General features: G+C 70.8%; 18 protein-coding genes. 11 read left to right on the forward strand and 7 right to left on the reverse strand.

From position 1 onward, the window contains the following. Positions 1-10 precede the first annotated feature (10 nt). Positions 11-937 carry a Ppx/GppA family phosphatase gene (locus tag AC1DWP_RS07200; RefSeq protein WP_477613772.1) on the reverse strand — a complete coding sequence of 309 codons (927 nt, stop codon included), beginning with the start codon at positions 935-937 and terminating at the stop codon, positions 11-13. 132 nt (positions 938-1,069) lie between these two features. On the opposite strand from AC1DWP_RS07200, the gene AC1DWP_RS07205 reads away from it, so the two are divergent. The 10 genes from AC1DWP_RS07205 to AC1DWP_RS07250 all read left to right on the forward strand — a co-directional run bounded on the left by AC1DWP_RS07205 (position 1,070) and on the right by AC1DWP_RS07250 (position 10,510). Further along, entirely contained in the window at positions 1,070-1,576 is a 507-nt protein-coding gene (locus AC1DWP_RS07205; protein ID WP_477613773.1) for a hypothetical protein, read from the forward strand. 3 nt (positions 1,577-1,579) lie between these two features. Further along, on the forward strand, positions 1,580-2,248 hold the full coding sequence (locus tag AC1DWP_RS07210; protein ID WP_477613774.1) for a matrixin family metalloprotease: 669 nt from the start codon (positions 1,580-1,582) through the stop codon (positions 2,246-2,248). Positions 2,249-2,256: 8 nt separating this feature from the next. Further along, positions 2,257-3,303, forward strand: coding sequence for a HEAT repeat domain-containing protein (locus AC1DWP_RS07215; protein WP_477613775.1), 1,047 nt, complete (start codon positions 2,257-2,259; stop codon positions 3,301-3,303). A 141-nt stretch (positions 3,304-3,444) separates the two neighbouring features. After that, positions 3,445-4,245, forward strand: a complete 801-nt coding sequence (locus AC1DWP_RS07220) for a DUF3109 family protein (protein ID WP_477613776.1) — start codon at positions 3,445-3,447, stop codon at positions 4,243-4,245. Next, positions 4,242-4,961 carry a class I SAM-dependent methyltransferase gene (locus tag AC1DWP_RS07225; protein ID WP_477613777.1) on the forward strand — a complete coding sequence of 240 codons (720 nt, stop codon included), beginning with the start codon at positions 4,242-4,244 and terminating at the stop codon, positions 4,959-4,961. The genes AC1DWP_RS07220 and AC1DWP_RS07225 overlap by 4 nt, the downstream gene beginning before the upstream one ends. A 107-nt stretch (positions 4,962-5,068) precedes the next feature. Beyond that, positions 5,069-5,497, forward strand: a complete 429-nt coding sequence (locus tag AC1DWP_RS07230) for an SRPBCC family protein (RefSeq protein ID WP_477613778.1) — start codon at positions 5,069-5,071, stop codon at positions 5,495-5,497. Positions 5,498-5,567: 70 nt separating this feature from the next. Further along, positions 5,568-6,953: a DNA repair protein RadA gene (radA, locus tag AC1DWP_RS07235; RefSeq protein WP_477613779.1), complete on the forward strand. Its 1,386-nt coding sequence runs from the start codon at positions 5,568-5,570 to the stop codon at positions 6,951-6,953. A gap of 44 nt (positions 6,954-6,997) precedes the next feature. Continuing rightward, positions 6,998-8,074 (forward strand): DNA integrity scanning diadenylate cyclase DisA, encoded by a 1,077-nt coding sequence (gene disA / locus AC1DWP_RS07240; protein ID WP_477613780.1) that lies wholly within the window; start codon positions 6,998-7,000, stop codon positions 8,072-8,074. Beyond that, positions 8,071-8,973, forward strand: a complete 903-nt coding sequence (locus AC1DWP_RS07245; RefSeq protein ID WP_477613781.1) for an HhH-GPD family protein — start codon at positions 8,071-8,073, stop codon at positions 8,971-8,973. The genes disA and AC1DWP_RS07245 overlap by 4 nt, the downstream gene beginning before the upstream one ends. Positions 8,974-8,980: 7 nt before the next feature. Then, entirely contained in the window at positions 8,981-10,510 is a 1,530-nt protein-coding gene (locus AC1DWP_RS07250) for an MFS transporter (protein ID WP_477613782.1), read from the forward strand. A gap of 48 nt (positions 10,511-10,558) precedes the next feature. Here the strand turns inward: AC1DWP_RS07250 and AC1DWP_RS07255 are convergent, their stop codons facing one another. The 6 genes from AC1DWP_RS07255 to paaK form a co-directional block, all read right to left on the reverse strand. After that, positions 10,559-11,005: a hypothetical protein gene (locus AC1DWP_RS07255; RefSeq protein WP_477613783.1), complete on the reverse strand. Its 447-nt coding sequence runs from the start codon at positions 11,003-11,005 to the stop codon at positions 10,559-10,561. An 89-nt stretch (positions 11,006-11,094) separates the two neighbouring features. After that, positions 11,095-11,670, reverse strand: a complete 576-nt coding sequence (locus AC1DWP_RS07260) for an amino-acid N-acetyltransferase (RefSeq protein WP_477613784.1) — start codon at positions 11,668-11,670, stop codon at positions 11,095-11,097. After that, positions 11,663-12,829, reverse strand: a complete 1,167-nt coding sequence (locus AC1DWP_RS07265) for an LCP family protein (RefSeq protein WP_477613785.1) — start codon at positions 12,827-12,829, stop codon at positions 11,663-11,665. Before AC1DWP_RS07265 ends, AC1DWP_RS07260 begins: the two co-directional genes overlap by 8 nt. Positions 12,830-12,945: 116 nt before the next feature. Further along, entirely contained in the window at positions 12,946-15,468 is a 2,523-nt protein-coding gene (locus AC1DWP_RS07270) for an ATP-dependent Clp protease ATP-binding subunit (RefSeq protein ID WP_477613786.1), read from the reverse strand. A gap of 250 nt (positions 15,469-15,718) precedes the next feature. Next, positions 15,719-16,231 carry a hypothetical protein gene (locus AC1DWP_RS07275; protein WP_477613787.1) on the reverse strand — a complete coding sequence of 171 codons (513 nt, stop codon included), beginning with the start codon at positions 16,229-16,231 and terminating at the stop codon, positions 15,719-15,721. Positions 16,232-16,303: 72 nt separating this feature from the next. Beyond that, positions 16,304-17,581, reverse strand: a complete 1,278-nt coding sequence (gene paaK / locus AC1DWP_RS07280) for a phenylacetate--CoA ligase PaaK (RefSeq protein WP_477613788.1) — start codon at positions 17,579-17,581, stop codon at positions 16,304-16,306. 155 nt (positions 17,582-17,736) lie between these two features. Here paaK and AC1DWP_RS07285 point away from each other — a divergent pair, with 155 nt between their 5' ends. Next, positions 17,737-18,588, forward strand: a complete 852-nt coding sequence (locus AC1DWP_RS07285) for a S1C family serine protease (protein ID WP_477613789.1) — start codon at positions 17,737-17,739, stop codon at positions 18,586-18,588. The last annotated feature ends 15 nt before the right edge of the window (positions 18,589-18,603 follow it).

Here is an 18,603-nt window from a genome sequence, read left to right on the forward strand (position 1 = left end):
CCAGCGCGGGTCAGCGCATCGCGTCGAGTCGGCTCAGGATGACCCCCTCGCGCAGCGCCCAGGGGCAGATCTCGAGGCGCTCCAGGCCGAGCAGGTCCATCGCCGCCTCGGCCACGAGGGCACCGGCGAGCAGCTGTGGCGAGCGACTGGCCGAGACGCCCGACAGCCGCTCCCGCTGGTGTGCGGTCATCCCGCCCAGGTCGGCGACGAGCGAGGCGAGCGCGCTGCGCTCGAGGCTGCGCGCGGCATACGGACCGTCACTGCTCGGCGCCGCGCCGGTGACGCGGGCGAGCGAACGCATCGTCTTGGAGGTGCCGACGGCACGGTCGGCGGTCCCGGCCTTGGCCAGGGGCCGCATGGCCGCGGCCATGCGCAGCCGGATGGCCCGGCGCGCCTCCCTGACCACCTCCGCCGTCGGCGGGTCACCGGGGAGGAGGTCGCGGGTCAGCCGCCCGGCCCCGAGGGGGAGGGAGACGGCGGCGTCGGGGTCCTCGTCCATGCCGGCGGCGAGCTCGAGCGACCCGCCACCGATGTCGACCACCAGGAGCGTGCCGCTCGACCAGCCGAACCACCGACGTGCGGCCAGGAAGGTCAGCCGCGCCTCGTCCTCACCGGAGAGCACCTGGAGCTCCACCCCGGTCCTCGCGCGCACGCGGGACAGCACCTCCTCGCCGTTCGGAGCCTCACGAATCGCACTCGTGACGAAGGCCATCACCTCCTCCACGCCCTGGTCCTCCGCAACCGTGAGGCACTCGCCGATGAACTCGATGAGCGCGGCCTCGCCCGACTCGGCGATGTCACCGCCGTCGGTCACGTGTTCAGAGAGCCGCAGCTCGATCTTGTGCGAGGTGGCGGGGAGGGGCTGGGCCCCGCGATGGGCGTCGACGACGAGCAGGTGGACGGTGTTGGAGCCGACGTCGATGACCCCGAGGCGCATGGCTGCACGGTATCGGCTGAGGTGGCCGGCCACTGGGACGGTTCACCGCAGAGGTATCACGAAGTCCTTCCCGAGCCTCCTTGCCTGCGGGGACGGGGCCGTCGGGGCCTTGTCGAACAGGGGGGAACAAGCATGGATGCAGACCTGCGTCTGGACGGGAACACCACGACGGCCCAGGGGGACGTCTTCAAGACGACCGCCGCCGATGTCGTCATCGACGCGCCGAGCCGTCGCTCCACCGGTGCTGGGCAGCGCCGCGCGATCGTGCACGACTTCAAGGACGGCATGACGCTGAACTGGGACTCGGACTACCCCGGTGGCGTCACGGTCGAGGGGTTCCGGCTGACCTGTCACCAGGCCGACGTGGTGCTCGACCACGCGGCGCGGCGCAAGAGCTCCACGCCGTGGCGACGGGCACTCGTGCACGACTTCGACGACGGCCTGACCATCAACTGGGCGCACGACTACCCGGGCGGGGTGACCATCAACGGACCCCTGAAGATCAACGGGGCGGTCGTCGTCAACGGCACGCTGACGGTGAAGAGCCCGTTCGGCCACCTCAGCCTCGAGGACACGCTGGCCCGCTACAGCGACCTCATCAAGCACCTCGACGCCAGAATCAAGAAGCTCGAGGGCTGACCCGTGGCCAGCCTTCGCCAACGCGCCGCCTGCATCGGCATCGCGACGTCGCCACTCTCGGTCCGCCGTGACTTCATGGGGCAGCTGACCAACTCGGTCCCCGTGTCGCTGAAGACCCAGCTGGACCGGCTCGGGAGCAAGTTCGTCCACGTGAACTGCATCGAGGTCGGGTCCGACCAGTTCACCTTCAACGACGCGGTGGAGATCGACCGCGCCGTCGCCAAGACCCGGGACCTGTATGCCGGTGCCGGCCGGTCGATGGGGGTCGGGCGGATCCAGCACTTCGTCATCTCGACCGGCGACGCCAACGGGCGGGACGTCATCAACTCCGACGGGGAGGCCGAGACGCTCACCGACGAGTGGACCGTGCCCAACGACGCGCTGGACCTGTTCTTCGTCCGGATGTACGTCGGCAGCACCGCCGGCCTGTCCCGGGTCGACGGTCCGTGCGACAAGAACGCCAAGGGGATGGACGGCAGCGTCGTCGAGATGAACGCGGGGGGCGGGGTCTCCGACTTCGCCACCGCGCACGAGCTGGGCCACTACCTGGGCCTCAGCCACCGCAACAGCTCCACGGCACTGATGAACCCGACGATCCCCAACGGGGGCGTCATCACCACGTCCGAAGCCGACAACATGCGGGACCACTGCCGCATGAAGAACCCCTGCTAGGAGGCGACATGTCAGTCATCATCGGGTCCCGCAAGGACCGCACCGTGTCGGGGGCCATCGCGGCCCTCGCCGGCAAACCCACCACACTGACCCCTGGGGCAGCGATCGCCATCCTGTCCGAGGCGGCCGCCGCCGGCCCGGAGAAGGTCGCCGGGCGCCGGGCCACCAACGCCCTGGCCAAGGTGGTCTCGGACCATCACGAACCGCAGGTGCGCGTCGCCGCGGCCAAGGGCCTGGCACAGGTGCACTCGCCGACCTCGCTGCGCGCCCTGCGCAAGGTGGTCGACCAGGCCGAGGACGGCCAGCTCGTCGCGGCGGCGTCCGCAGGCCTCACCAACCTGGGCGCTCGCAGTGACGTGCGGCGACTGCGGACGGCGAGCGAGCTCGCTGACTGGCCGCACGCCAGCACTCGCGCGAGCGCCTCGGCACGCCTGCTGGCCCACCGGGTGGGAGCGGCCGTCGACCCGGCCGACCCCCGACAACAGCTCCCCGGTGAGACCGCGCCGGTGCTGCCGGTGACGGCGCGGCTCAAGACCCGCGTCCAGCCGGTCGAGCTCCCCGTCGCGCGGAAGGCCGCCACCGCGGACCTGCCCTGGCGGTCGCTGGTGCCCGAGGGCGCCGCGCCAGTGGGTGCGTTCAGCTGTGGGGACCGCACGCACGTGGTGCTCGCAGGCAAGGACCCGGAGTCGCTCGCGTCGGCGCCCGGCATCGCCGGCGCGCTGCTCGGCGTCAACGAGTCGATGGGCACGACCTTCGTCCGCTGGGTGGTGCTGACCCGGCCCGACGGAGACGGCCTGGCCGTCACCGTGGCGCGGCCGACCGGTGAGGTCGGCTTCGTGGGGCGGGGCACGGTCGTCGAGGGCGGGCTGTCGGTGACCGTGGACGCGGTCGACACCCCGGGCGCCACCGCGGCGCACGTCACGGTGTCGCTCGTCGGCGGCAAGCTGGAGGTCGACGGCCGCACCGAGAAGGGCATCACGACGCCGCGTCGGCAGCCGGCGCCAGTGCCCCTGCAGTTCGACCCCTCCGGTCCGGTGCCCGCACCGATCGGCTGAAGGCCCGCGCCCGGGAGGCGGTCCGGCGCCTCCCGAGGAGGCGGTCTGCCGCCTCTCGGGCGGCGGTCTGCCGCCTCTCGGGCACGACCGGCATGCGGGCCACGCCGAGTGCGGCGCACTGCGCGACGTAAGGTTGCGAATGTGCCTGAGACCCCGCTCGACACCGCCCGCATCTGGGTGGAGTTCACCGATCCCGCCGACACGGGCCAGCGGTTCCGCTGCGACCTGACCTGGCTGACGTCGAGCTGGACGTGCATCTTCGGCAACGGCTGCCAGGGGATCTACGCCGGCCGACCCGACGACGGGTGCTGCACCCTGGGCGCCCACTTCACCGACGACGACGACGTCAAGCGGGTCAAGAAGGCTGTCAAGGAGCTCGGCGAGGACGAGTGGCAGCTGCACCCCGGCTCCACCAAGCTCGGCGCCTGGACCGAGAAGGAGGACGACGCCCTCAAGACCAAGGTCGTCGACGGCGCCTGCATCTTCCTCAACCGGCCGGGGTTCCCCGCCGGTGCCGGCTGCGCGCTGCACCAGCACGCGGTGCTCACCGGCAAGGAGCCGCACACCGTCAAGCCGGACGTCTGCTGGCAGCTACCGATCCGCCGCACCTACCGCAAGGTGGAGATGCCTGACGGGTCGAGCTGGCAGGAGGTCACCATCACCGAGTACGACCGCCGCGGCTGGGGGCCCGGTGGCCACGACCTCGACTGGTACTGCTCGAGCAACCCCGAGGCCCACGTCGGCCGGGAGCCGGTGTTCCGCAGCAACCGCGCTGAGCTGGTCGAGCTGATGGGTGAGGACGCCTACGCCGAGCTCGAGATCCGTTGCGAGGCGCACCTCGCGAGCGTGAAGGCTGCCCGAAACGCCTACTCACGCAAGATGCTTCCCCTCCTGGTGCATCCCGCGACGCTGGCCGCGCAAGAGGCCCGCAAGTCCCGATGAGCTCGACGCCGGAGCCGCCCGGGTCGCCGCCCGAGCCGACGCGCAGCCCCAACATCTGGGACTCCCCCGACGTCTACGAGGTCGAGAACCTCGGCGTCGACCGCGCCGGGCTCATCGAGGCCGCGATGGCGTCGCTGCACCCGTTCGCCGGCGCGGACCTCGTCGACGTGGGCTGCGGGACCGGGTTCCACCTGCCCCGGTTCGCCTCGCTCGGCTGCGCGAGCGTGGTCGGCGTGGAGCCGCACCCTCCATTGGTTTCCCTTGCGGAGCAACGCATCTCAGGTATGCCGGACGTGCGGGTCGTCGAGGGTGTCGCCCAGTCCCTGCCGCTGGCCGATGCCTCCATGGACATCGCCCATGCCCGGTGGGCCTACTTCTTCGGCGCCGGCTGTGAACCCGGCCTGCAGGAGCTGGAGCGGGTCCTGCGACCCGGCGGCACGGCATACGTGATCGACAACGACGCCACCCGCTCGACCTTCGGCAGGTGGTTCACGCGGGCCAACCCCTCCTACGATCCCGTTGCGGTGGAACGTTTCTGGGCCCGCCAGGGATGGTCACGCGAGCGGCTGGTGATCGACTGGGAGTTCGACTCGCGCGAGGAGTTCGAGTCGGTGGTGCGGATCGAGTTCCCCGAGACGGCAGCGGAGGGCATCCTCGCGGAGCACGAGGGCACCGGGGTCGACTACGCCGTCAGCCTGTGGTGGCGCCACTACTGACGCGGTGGTGTCGGCGGCCACCCGGGTGACGCCCGAGGTCTGGACACGGGCACCGTCGGGGGACAAGGTGGATGGAACCGGACACCCCGGCCCCCCCAGGAGGCACCATGACCGACCACGTGGCCACGGCCAGCACCACCATCGACGCCGACCCCGACAGGGTCTGGCAGGCGATGACCGAACCCAAGCTCGTCGCCGAGTACATGATGGGCAGCGAGGTCGCCAGCGACTGGCAGCCCGGCAGCCCGATCACCTGGACCGGGGAGTGGGAGGGCAAGCCCTACCAGGACAAGGGCGAGGTGCTGCAGGCCGAGCCCGGACGGCTGCTCGAGGTCACCCACTACAGCCCGATGACCGGGGACGAGGACATCCCCGAGAACTACCACCGCGTGCGCTACGAGCTGTCGCCGGACGGTGAGGGCACGACGGTCCAGCTCACCCAGGACGGCTGCGACAGCGCCAAGCAGGCCGAGCAGTTCTCGCAGAACTGGCAGGGCATGCTCGACGGCCTCAAGAAGGTCGCCGAAGGGCACTGAACCACTGGGCTCCGGCAGGTCGCGCGGCCGGTCCGCCGGCCTGTCGGTGCCGCGCCGTAGGTTGTCGACCATGGCAGCGAAGACGACGACCAGGTCGAGCGGTTTCCGCTGCTCCGAGTGCGGCTGGACCGCCGTCAAGTGGGTCGGCCGCTGCGGCGAGTGCCAGTCCTGGGGCAGCGTCAGCGAGATCGGCGCCGTCACCGTGCGCACCACCGCTGCCGCCCGCGTGGAGCGGCCCGCCGTGCCCATCGGTCAGGTCGACGCCCGTCGAGCCGAGGCGGTCAGCACCGGCGTCAGTGAGTTCGACCGGGTGCTCGGCGGCGGGCTCGTGCCCGGGGCGGTGGTGCTCGTGGCGGGCGAGCCCGGCATCGGCAAGTCCACGCTGCTGCTCGACGTGGCCGCCCGCGCGGCCAGGTCCGGCAACGGCCGCACCGTCCTCTACGTCACCGGCGAGGAGTCCGCGGCCCAGGTGCGGATGCGGGCCGAGCGGATCGAGGCGATGGCCTCCTCGTTGTTCCTGGCGTCGGAGACCGATCTCGCGACCGTGCTCGGCCAGATCGACGCGGTGCAGCCCGACCTCGTGATCGTCGACTCGGTGCAGACGATCTCCAGCGGCGACGTCGAGGGGTCGGCCGGCAACGTCACCCAGGTCCGTGAGGTCGCGGCCTCCCTGATCCAGGTGGCCAAGTCGCGCGGGATCGCCACCCTCCTGGTCGGCCACGTGACCAAGGACGGGTCCATCGCCGGCCCCCGCGTCCTCGAGCACCTCGTCGACGTGGTCGTGCAGTTCGAGGGTGACCGGCACTCCCGCCTGCGGCTCGTGCGGGCGGTCAAGAACCGCTACGGCCCCACCGACGAGGTCGGCTGCTTCGACCTTTCCGACGTCGGCATCGTGGGGCTGGCCGACCCCAGTGGGCTCTTCCTGTCGCGGGGCACCCTCAGCGTGCCCGGCACCTGTGTGACCGTGACCCTCGAGGGTCGCCGGCCGCTGATGACCGAGGTCCAGGCGCTGGTCGCCAAGAGCGAGATCCCCACGCCGCGGCGCGCCACCAGCGGGTTGGACTCGGCCCGGGTCGCGATGATCATCGCCGTCCTGGCCAAGCGAGCCCAGGCGCCCATCGGCAACGCCGACGTCTACCTCTCCACGGTGGGCGGTGTGCGGCTCACCGAGCCCGCCTCCGACCTGGCGATCGCCCTCGCGGTGGCCAGCGCGGTCAAGGACCAGCCGCTGCCCGACAACGCCATCGCCTTCGGTGAGCTCGGGCTCGCGGGCGAGATCAGGCCGGTGACCGGCATACCCCGTCGGTTGGCGGAGGCGGGACGACTGGGGTTCCGCACCGCCTACGTCCCCTCGGGCGTCCTCGGCACGGCCCCGACACCCGAGGGCATGCAGGTGATCGAGTGCGACGACATTCGGACCGCGGTGCGCGCGGCGCTGCAGCCCGTGCACAGTTAGACTCGCGCCAGACCGACGCCAGCGGCACCAAAGGGGTTTGACCAGTGGATCTTCGCGAGGACGAGGTGCTGCGCGCCACCCTCGCCGCCGTGGCACCCGGCACCGAGCTGCGTGACGGGCTCGAGCGCATCCTGAGGGGGCGCACCGGTGCCCTGATCGTCCTCGGCCACGACCGGACCGTGGAGCAGCTGTCCACCGGCGGCTTCCCGCTCGACGTCGAGTTCTCCGCCACCCGCCTGCGTGAGCTGGCCAAGATGGACGGCGGGATCGTGCTCGACCGTGAGGCCTCGCGCATCCTTCGGGCCGCCACTCAGCTGGTCCCCGACCCCTCGATCGAGACGAGCGAGTCGGGCACGCGTCACCGCACCGCCGAGCGGGTCGCCAAGCAGACCGGCTACCCCGTCATCTCGGTGAGCCAGTCGATGCGGATCGTCGCGATCTACGTCGACGGCCGCCGCCACGTGCTCGAGGACTCCAGCGCGATCCTGTCCCGCGCCAACCAGGCACTCCAGACCCTCGAGCGCTACAAGTCGCGCCTCGACGAGGTCACCGGCACCCTCTCGGCCCTCGAGATCGAGGACCTCGTCACCGTCCGCGACGTCGCCAGCGTGCTCCAGCGCCTCGAGATGGTGCGGCGGATCCGCGACGAGATCTCCGGCTACGTCGTCGAGCTCGGCGTCGACGGGCGCCTGCTCACCCTGCAGCTCGAGGAGCTCACCGGCGGCCTCGGCAACGACCGCGAGCTCGTCGTCCGCGACTACCTCCCCGTCACCAAGACCGACCTGACGCTCGACGAGGCGATGGCCGCCCTCGAGGAGCTCACCTCCACCGAGCTGCTCGACCTGTCCGCCGGGGCCAAGGCCGTCGGGTTCGCGGTCGGCGGCGACTCCCTCGACTCGGCGGTGAGCCCGTGCGGCTACCGCCTGCTCACCAAGGTGCCCCGCCTCCCCGGCGCGATCGTCGACCGGCTGGTCGAGCACTTCGGCAGCCTGCAGAAGCTGCTGGCCGCCAACCTCGAGGAGCTCATGGACGTCGAGGGAGTCGGCGAGGGCCGGGCCCGCGCCGTCCGCGAGGGCCTGTCCCGGCTGGCCGAGTCGAGCATCCTCGAACGCTACGTGTGAGCACCCGCACCGCTCCTGAGCACCTGCACCACCGGGTGCTGGAGTGGTACGCCGTGTCCGCCCGCGACCTCCCGTGGCGCCGTCCGGACGCCACTCCCTGGGGCATCTTCGTCTCCGAGATCATGCTCCAGCAGACCCCCGTGGTCCGCGTCGAGCCGGTCTGGCGCGAGTGGCTGGCGCGGTGGCCCACGCCGGGCGACCTGGCGGCCGACCCGCCTGGTGAGGCGGTCCGCGCGTGGGGCCGACTGGGTTACCCCCGCCGGGCCCTGCGGCTGCACGCCGCCGCCGTGGCGATGACCGAGCACCATGCGGGAGCCGTCCCCTCGACCGAGGCCGAGCTCCTCGCCCTCCCCGGGGTCGGCACCTACACCGCCGCCGCCGTCGCCACCTTCGCGTTCGGCGAGCGGACCACGGTCGTCGACACCAACGTGCGCCGCGTGCTGGCCCGCGTCGTGGCAGGCGAGGAGTATGCCGCGCCGTCACCGACCAGGGCCGAGCTCACCGTTGCTGCCGGCCTCGTGCCGGTCGATGCCGCCGAGGCCCGCACGTGGAGCGTCGCGGTCATGGAGCTCGGAGCACTCGTCTGCAGCGCCCGGTCGCCGCGGTGCTCGGACTGTCCCGTGGCGGACCTGTGCGCCTGGCAGGTCGCCGGCCGGCCGGCATACTCAGGTCCGGCCCGCAAGGGCCAGGCCTGGGAGGGCACTGACCGCCAGCTGCGTGGCGCGCTGCTCGCGGTGCTGCGCGCGAGCGACACGCCTGTGCAGCGCGCCACGCTGGAGGCGTTGTCCGACAACGAGATCCAACGCGAGAGGTGCCTCGACTCACTGGTCGCGGACGGTCTGGTCGAGCCGCTCGCGGGCGGTCGCTACCAGCTGCCCGCATCGCGCGAGGCGAGCTGAGACCTCGATGTCACCCAGCGACGAGGACGAGGGCCGGGGACGCGATGTCGGTGGCGGCTCCGCGTCAGGGCCGAGCGGCGGGCCCACCGAAGGGCCGACCGCCGGGCCGACCGCCGGGCCGACCGCCGGCAGGCGAGCTGCCCACGCACTGCGCATCGGCGCCTCACGCACCGGCCGGGTCGTCGGCCGGGGCACCGTGGCGGGGGCCAGGCTGGCTGGTCGGGGCAGCAAGGCCGGTGCCCGTCGGGCGCGGGCCTACACGCACTCGGCCGGTGCGGGCGAGAGCGGCCTCGCGAGGCTGGTGGAGCTGCACTTCGTCAACCTCATGGGCGACGCCGCGCTCACCGTCTCCCTCGCCGGCACGATCTTCGCGATCCCCACCGACGAGGCACGCGGCCAGGTGGCCCAGTTCCTCGTCCTCACGATGGCTCCCTTCGCCCTGCTCGCGCCCTTCATCGGGCCGCTCCTCGACCGGTTCCGGCACGGCCGCCGCTGGGCGATCGGCACCACCCTCGCCCTGCGGGCGTTCCTCTGCTGGGTGCTGGCGGGCGCCGTCGCCAACGACTCGCCTTGGCTGTTCCCTGCGGCCCTGGGATGCCTGGTCGCCTCGAAGGCCTACGGCGTGACGCGGGCCTCGGCGGTGCCGCGACTGCTGCCGCCCGGGTTCAGCCTGGTCAATGCCAACTCCCGCAACGCCCTGGCAGGGGTGGCCGGGATGGCTGTCGGTGGAGCGCTGGCCGGTGCGGCAGCGCGCGTGGGACCCGAGTGGTCCCTGCGGCTGGCCTTCCTCATCTACGTCGCGGGCACCGTGCTGGCCATCCGGCTGCCGTCGCGGGTGGACTCCAGCAGTGGCGAGCAGGACATCGAGGACTCCGGCCCGGTGCCAGTGGGCCGGCGCGACGGCCGCAGGCTCGGGTTGTTCGAGCGGCTGCGGGCACGGGTGGCGGCCCTGCCGGTCCCGGTGCTGACCGCGCTGTGCAGCGCGGTGGGCGCCCGACTCCTCACCGGGTTCCTCACGCTGTTCATGGCCTTCCTCATGCGCGAGCACCCGCTGCCAGGACACAGCGGCACGTTCGTGCTGGCCCTCGTCGTGGGGGCAGCCGGCGCCGGCAACGCCCTGGGCACGGTCATCGGCAACGCCCTGCGCCGGCTGCGACCGGACCTGATCATCGCGGTGGCCCTGATCGCCGACGTGGCAGTCGCCCTGGCCGCGGCACTGTTCTACTCCCTGACCACCCTGCTCGTCCTCGGCCTGGTGGCGGGACTCGGTGCCCAGCTCATCAAGCTGAGCAGCGACGCCGTGGTGCAACGTGACATCGAGGAGTCGGTGCGCACCAGGGTGTTCGCCTGGTCCGAGACCGTGCTGCAGATCGCGTGGGTCATCGGTGGCGGGATCGGCATCGCGCTGCCGCTGATCCCCCGCCTCGGGTTCGGGGTGATCTCCGGTCTCCTGCTGCTCGTCCTCGCCGCCTCGGTGCGGATCAGGATGAGCCGCCACCACCGAGCCCACCCGGCCCCCCTGCCTGATTCGAGGTGAGCGCGCCGCGTCACTCGAGGTAGATGCAGCTGGGCGTCCCCGGCGCGGTTACATCGAGTCCGCGACTGCGGTCCGGCGGAAGAGGTAGGCACCCACCGTCACGCCGGTCACCGCGGTGTTCTCCCCCGAGCCGAAGACGCGCTCGGCGCTGCTCTGACCCGTGACCGCGAAGTAGTAGCTCGCGTGCTCGAGGTGCCACCCGACGGCCTCGACCTCGGCCAGGGTCGAGGCCGAGCTCGTCATGGAGCCCGACGTCTTCACTGCACCGAACGACACTTGACCCTGCTGGTTCCGCACGTGGAGCTGAAGCTCGAAGAACTGCTCGCCGGCATCTCGGGCCGCAGTGGCTGCCCCGACGGGTGAGGCGAGGTAGGCCTGCCGCTGGCGCTCGGCCTCCTCCTCGTGGCGCTGCTGGTCCTGAGCGGCAGCCAGCCGCGCCTGCTCCGCCTCGCGCTGCTGGCGCTCGGCTTCCCTCTCCTCAGCACTCTTGAACACGGTGTCCCCCCTGGGTCGCTGGTCCGTGCGGACACCTTAGGCCAGCAGGGAGGCCCCCCGCCCCGGATCGATGCAAACGCGCAGAGAGCTCAGAGGGTGCGGAGCATCCTGGTGTTGCCCAACGTGTTGGGCTTGACCCGCTCGAGGTCCAGGAACTCCGCGACGCCCTCGTCGTAGGACCGGACCAGCTCCGCATAGACCTCGGGATCGACGGCCTGGCCCTCGATCACCTCGAAGCCGTGCCGGGTGAAGAAGTCGACCTCGAAGGTGAGGCAGAAGAGCCGCTGCACCCCGAGCTCGCGGGCATCGGCCATCAGCGCGTCCAGCAGCATCGAACCCACCCCGCGGCCCTTGGCCTCGGGCCGGACCGCCAGGGTCCGGATCTCGGCGAGGTCCTCCCACATCACGTGCAGGGCGCCACACCCGACGACCACGCCATCGAGCTCGGCGACCCGGAACTGCTGGAGCGCCTCGTAGTAGGTCACCGCGTCCTTCGACACGAGCACCCGCGAGTCGGAGTGCGGTCGCACGATCTCCCGGATCGTCCGGATGTCGCTGGTGCGCGCCGCCCGGACGGTGACCGACGCGGCGTCCCGAACGGGGGGCGCCGGCTCAGGGTCGGCCGACCCAACGGGCCCCGGCTCAGCCGACTCGGGCTCAGCCACCGAGACGGCCGTTCTTCATGTCGGCGAAGATCTTCCTGGCAGGGGAACCCAGCAGGACGACCGACTGGCCTTCCCGGGTGCCGATCGCGCCGGGCACCACCGTGTTGGGGACCTTGGCCGCGTTGGACAGGTAGAGGCTGGCCGACAGGTTGAGCACCTCGGACACGCTCAGGTCGGTGCTCAGGTGGGGACCCATCTTGGACAGGAGCCCCGCCAACGCGCCGGGGCCGGCCTTCTGGGCCATCACCATGCCGGCCCGGATGATCGCGCCCTGGTTGGCGGAGCGGCCGAAGTCGCCGTTGGGCAGGTGCTTGCGCTCCCTGGCGAGGGCGAGTGCGTGCGTGGCGTCGAGCTTGTTGCTCCCGGGCTTGACGATCGCCAGGCCGTCAACGCTCTTCAGCGCCTTGGCCGCCACGAAGACGATTCCGCCCAGGCTCCTGACCATCCCGCGGAAGCCCTTGAACCCGGTGATGACGTAGCCGTCGATCTGCACCCCCGAGGCACGGGAGACCGTCCTGACCTGTCCGTTGACACCACCGAAGACGAGGGCAGCGTTGATCTTGCCGCTGCCACCTCCGGGCAGCGGGACCCAGGAGTCGCGGGGGATGCCGACGATGCCACCGACACCCTTCGTCGCGTTCACCCCGATGATGTGGAGGGCGTCGGCCCGACACTTGGTCACAGGCTGTGGGTTGCGGGCGTCCGACCCGATGGCGAGGACCCGCATGGTGGGGAACGCCGGCCGCGCGACCTTGAGCGAGGGCCACCAGCCACCCACGACGGTCCAGCCGGCCTTGGCCTTGACGAGCAGGGTGACGTCCTTGCCCTGCACGACCGTGGCGATGGGCGCACCGTGCCACGTGCCGGTGGTGCCGGTCACCGCGACCGGGGTGGAGCGCGGCGTCCGCTTCGCGAGGGCGGCCGCGATGGTCGACCCACCGGTGGCCGGCTTGCCGCCGAGATAGAGGGCGGTCATCGTCGCGAGCAGGTCAGCCGGCAGCTTGCCCGTGACCCGCGCTGGGGGCGGCGTCGACGCGGGGGTCGTCGTGGTGCTGGAGGGACCAGCGGCGGGCTTGTCCTTCGAGCAGGCGGCGAGGGTCAGGGGTGCGGCGAGGAGACCGACGAGGACCGAACGGCGAGGCAGGGGGGAATGAGACACGCGCTCCAGAGTAAGCGTTCTGCGCGCAGCTTCGTGAACTCGCCCATGACAAAGCCGAGGTATGCCGCGTGGTGACCACGCGGCATACCTCGGCTTGTGTCTGGGTCTGGCGCCCCTCAGCTGGCGTCGGCGGAGTCTGCCACCGTCTGCACGACCGGCAGCTCGATGCTGCCGGGGTGCGGCGTGCCGACGAAGGTGAAGGTGCCGCTCTTGCCCTCGCCCTCGGCGCCGACGAGCACGAGTTCGCCCGCCTTGAGCTCGCCGTAGAGGATCTTCTCGGACAGGACGTCCTCGATCTCGCGCTGGATCGTGCGACGCAGCGGTCGCGCACCGAGCACGGGGTCGTAGCCCTTCGCGGCCAACACGTTCTTGGCCTCGATGGTGAGCTCGATGCCCATGTCCTTGTCCTTGAGCCGCTTGTCCAGCTTGGCGATCTCGAGGTCGACGATGGCCACGATCTCGTCCCGCGTGAGCTGGGGGAACACGATGATGTCGTCCACGCGGTTCAGGAACTCGGGGCGGAAGTGCTGCTTGAGCTCGTCGGTGACCTTGTTCTTCATCCGGTCGTAGCCACTCTGGGTGTCCGCGCCGGCGGAGAAGCCGAGCGAGCCCTTGGTGATGTCGCGGGTGCCGAGGTTGGTCGTCATGATGATGACGGTGTTCTTGAAGTCGACCATCCGGCCCTGGGAGTCGGTGAGGCGGCCGTCCTCGAGCACCTGCAACAGGGTGTTGAAGATGTCGGGGTGAGCCTTCTCGACCTCGTCGAACAGCACCACGGAGAACGGCTTGCGGCGCACCTTCTCGGTGAGCTGGCCACCCTCTTCGTAGCCGACGTAGCCGGGAGGCGAACCGAAAAGCCTTGAGACAGTGTGCTTCTCGGAGAACTCCGACATGTCGAGCTGGATGAGGCTGTCCTCGTCACCGAACAGGAACTCGGCGAGCGTCTTGGCGAGCTCGGTCTTACCGACACCGGTGGGACCGGCGAAGATGAACGAGCCACCGGGACGACGCGGGTCCTTCAGACCGGCGCGGGTGCGACGGATCGCCTGGGACATCGCCTTGATGGCGTCGTCCATGCCGACGACGCGCTTGTGCAGCTCGTCCTCCATGTGGAGCAGCCGGCTCGACTCCTCCTCGGTGAGCTTGAAGACCGGGATGCCGGTGCTGGCAGCCAGGACCTCGGCGATGAGCTCCTCGTCGACCTCGGCCACGACGTCCATGTCGCCGGACTTCCACTGCGTCTCGCGCTCGGCCTTGGCCTGCAGCAGCTTCTTCTCGTCGTCACGCAGGTGGGCGGCCTTCTCGAAGTCCTGGCCGTCGATGGCCGACTCCTTCTCCAGCCGCACGGCCGCGATCTTCTCGTCGAACTCGCGCAGGTCCGGCGGAGCCGTCATCCGGCGGATGCGCAACCGCGCGCCCGCCTCGTCGATGAGGTCGATCGCCTTGTCCGGGAGGAACCGGTCGTTGATGTAGCGGTCGGCGAGGTTGGCGGCAGACACGAGGGCACCGTCGGTGATGGACACCCGGTGGTGGGCCTCGTAGCGGTCGCGCAGGCCCTTGAGGATCTCGATCGCGTGGCTGAGCGTCGGCTCGGCGACCTGGATCGGCTGGAACCGGCGCTCGAGCGCCGAGTCCTTCTCGATGTGCTTGCGGTACTCGTCGAGCGTGGTGGCCCCGATGGTCTGGAGCTCACCGCGGGCCAGCATCGGCTTGAGGATGCTGGCGGCGTCGATCGCGCCCTCGGCGGCACCCGCACCCACCAGGGTGTGGATCTCGTCGATGAACAGGATGATGTCGCCGCGGGTGCGGATCTCCTTGAGGACCTTCTTCAGCCGCTCCTCGAAGTCACCGCGGTAGCGGCTGCCGGCGACGAGCGCGCCGAGGTCGAGGGTGTAGAGCTGCTTGTCCTTGAGGGTCTCGGGCACCTCGCCCTTGACGATGTCCTGCGCCAGGCCCTCGACGACGGCGGTCTTGCCGACGCCGGGCTCGCCGATGAGGACGGGGTTGTTCTTGGTGCGGCGGGACAGCACCTGCATGACCCGCTCGATCTCCTTCTCACGCCCGATGACCGGGTCGAGCTTGCCCTCGCGGGCAGCCATCGTGAGGTTGCGGCCGAACTGGTCGAGCACGAGCGAACCGGCAGGAGTCCCCTCCTGCTGCACGCTGCCCGAGAGGCCGGCGCCGGAGCCACCTTCCTTGCCCTGGTAGCCGGAGATGAGCTGGATCACCTGCTGGCGCACGCGGTTCAGGTCGGCGCCCAGCTTGACGAGGACCTGGGCGGCGACGCCCTCGCCCTCGCGGATCAGGCCGAGCAGGATGTGCTCGGTGCCGATGTAGTTGTGGCCGAGCTGCAGCGCCTCGCGAAGGCTCAGCTCGAGGACCTTCTTCGCCCGGGGCGTGAAGGGAATGTGGCCGCTCGGGGCCTGCTGCCCCTGGCCGATGATCTCCTGCACCTGCTCGCGGACCGACTCCAGCGAAATGCCGAGGCTCTCCAGAGCCTTGGAGGCGACGCCTTCACCCTCGTGGATGAGACCGAGCAGGATGTGCTCCGTGCCGATGTAGTTGTGGTTGAGCATGCGCGCTTCCTCCTGCGCAAGCACGACCACCCGACGGGCCCGGTCGGTGAACCTTTCAAACATCTTCTGCTCCTGCCTATCGAGATCACCTCGATGCTATCCGTGCTGTGAGGTCCCGGCGTACGCCTTTCGTCCACCGATACCCGATCGGGACGAAACAGTTCCTCTGACACGACTCGTTGGGGGAACGCGGGGCGTTCCTCCGCTGTTCCCCGCCCTGAGCGCCCTCCGCTCATGTTCGCCGTGGGCGGACGCAAACCGCTCGGTATGCCGCGAAGCCCGCTCCCCGGCACACCTCACCTGGGAAGCGCGCTCAGGCGGTGGGGCCCTTCTTGCGCACCTCGTCGACGTGGGCCATCGCCTCGCGCAGCTCGCCGAGCCAGCTGTCGGACTTGTCGGCCACGAGCTTGACGCACCAGGCGAGCGCCTCGGAGCGGCTCTTGGCCACCCCTGCCTCGACGAGGGTGTCGAGCACCTGGCGCTCGGGCTGCCTCAACCGCGTCATGACGGGAGCCGCGAGATGGGTGAACAGCGCCTCGGTCTCGCCCACCCGCACACCCCACGAGACCTTGCGGCCGCTCAGGTGCTCGAGCTCGCGGGCGATCTCGATGCGTCGCTCCCGGGTGTCCTCGCGGAAGGACTTGATCCGGCCCCGCGCGGCGATGGTGCGGTCGGTGTCGTCGACGCCGTCGTCCATGGTGGGTTCTGCGAGGGTGCCGATGATGATGAGCTCGTCGCGGTCGCGGGTGACCTCGACCGGGCCGGTGAACCAGTCGGTCGGGAGGCGGCCGGCCAGCCACGCCTCCGCTGTTGTCTTCGTTGCCATGTAATGATGATTACACGATTACGGGAGGTCGGGAAGGACTGTTCGCCGTCGGCGAACGCCGCCCCCCGACCCTCAGTGCGGGCGCTGGTCGCTGATCCGCCTCGCCTTGCCGAGCGAGCGCTCGAGGGCATGCGGTGCGAGCACGTCGACCCGGATCGTCACGCCGACCCGGTCCTTGACCCGCTTCGTGAGGTCGCGGGCCATCCGGGCACGGTCCTCCCCCGTGGAGGCCTCGGACGCCGCCTCGACCTGCACCGTGAGCTCGTCCATCCGACCGGGCCGGGTCAGCACGCACAGGTAGTGCGGCGTCAGGCCCTCGACGGTGAGCAGGTGCTCCTCGATCTGCGAAGGGAACACGTTGACGCCGCGCACGATCATCATGTCGTCGCTGCGTCCGGTGATCTTGGCCATCCGCCGGAACTGGGGGTAGGCCGTCCCCGGCAGCAAGGTGGTCAGGTCCCTGGTCCGATAGCGCACGACCGGCATCGCCTGCTTGGTCAGCGACGTGAAGACGAGCTCCCCCTCCTCGCCGTCGGGCAGCACCTCGCCGGTCACCGGGTCGACGACCTCGGGATAGAAGTGGTCCTCCCAGATGTGCAGGCCGTCCTGGGTCAGCCCGGACTCCTGCGACACCCCCGGCCCGATGACCTCGGACAGGCCGTAGATGTCGACGGCCCGGATGTTGCTGCGTCGCTGGACCTCCTCGCGCATCTGCTCCGTCCAGGGCTCGGCGCCGAAGATCCCGATCTCGAGCGAGGTCTGCCTGGGGTCGATCCCCTGCGCCTCCATCTCGTCGAGGATGGCGAGGAAGTAGGACGGCGTGACCATGACGATCCGTGGCCTGAAGTCCTGGATGAGCTGGACCTGTCGCTGCGTCATGCCACCGCTGACGGGCACGACGGTGCAGCCGAGCCGCTCGGCGCCGTAGTGCGCACCCAGCCCACCGGTGAACAGCCCGTAGCCGTAGACGACGTGGAGCAGGTCGCCCGGGCGGCCCCCGGCGGCTTCTATCGACCGCGCCATCACCTCGGCCCACATGTCGATGTCGTCGCGCGTGTAGCCCACCACGGTCGGCTTGCCCCTCGTGCCACTCGAGGCGTGGACGCGCACGACCTGTTCGCGCGGCACCGCGAACATCCCGAACGGGTAGTTGTCGCGCAGGTCCGCCTTGGCCGTGAACGGGAACCGCGCCAGGTCGGCCAGGTCGCGCAGGTCGTCGGGGCGCACCCCCGCCGCGTCGAACGCGGCCCGGTAGTGCGGCACGTTGCCGTAGGCGTGGGCCAGGCTCCAGCGCATCCGGTCCAGCTGGAGCGCGCGCAGTTCCGCCACGGTGGAGACGACGTTGTCCATGTCCGGCAATCTACGGCCGCAACGGCATGCGAGGTATGCCGCCGTCACCAGCCTGCGCCGACGAGCCCGTGCCGCCAACCTGAGAGTTGGCCGTGAATCCCCGGCTTCAGTATCGCCGAGCCGGGATCGGACGTACGCTGCGAAAGGTGGACCGGGTGGGCTCGCCTCTGGTCGTCGAGCCACCTCGGGAGGTGGTCGACGAAACCCCGTCGCGCGTTCGCAGGCGGCTGCCGCCGCGGCGGTGGCTGGTGGCCGCGATCGTGGTGCTGGCCCTGCTCTCGGTGGCCGTGCTCGCGGCGACGTGGGGCACCGACACCGCGCCGATCACGGGCAGAGACGTGGACAAGGCCGTCCAGGACGGCCTCGCCAAGGCCAAGGAGGAGGCCGCCAAGGCGCCTCCTGACGCGGCCGCGGCATACCGGGTGGCGTTGCCGTCACTGGTCACGATCGCCACGCAGCGCACCGGCAGCAGCGGTGCGGAGCGGGGTACCGGCGCTGGGGTCGTCATCAGCGCCGCGGGGGCGGTGCTGACCGCGCTGCACGTGGTCAAGGGGGCGAAGAGCATCGAGGTGACGTTCTCCGACGGCACGGAGTCGAGCGCGAGCGTCAAGGAGCAGGACCCCGCGACCGACATCGCGGTCCTCACGCCGGAGGAGCTCCCCCAGGTCGTGGTCCCCGCCGTCCTGGGTGGCGGTGCACAGGTCGGCGACCCCGTGTTCGCGCTCGGCCATCCCTTGGGCCTCAAGGGATCCCTGTCCGCCGGTGTGGTGTCTGCGCTCGACCGGACGATCGAGGTCGACTCCGACGAGACGCTCAAGGGGCTCATCCAGTTCGACGCCGCCGTGAACCCCGGCAACTCGGGCGGCCCCCTGCTCAACAAGGCGGGTCAGGTCGTCGGCATCGTCACCGGACTGGCCAACCCCTCGCAACAGAACTTCTTCGTCGGCATCGGTTTCGCCGTCCCCATCGCCACCGCCGGGGGTGTCGCCGGCAGCCCGCCGCAGTAGCCCGCTTCACCCCGC

The sequence above is a fragment of the Pedococcus sp. P2_F6 genome, assembly GCF_056403675.1.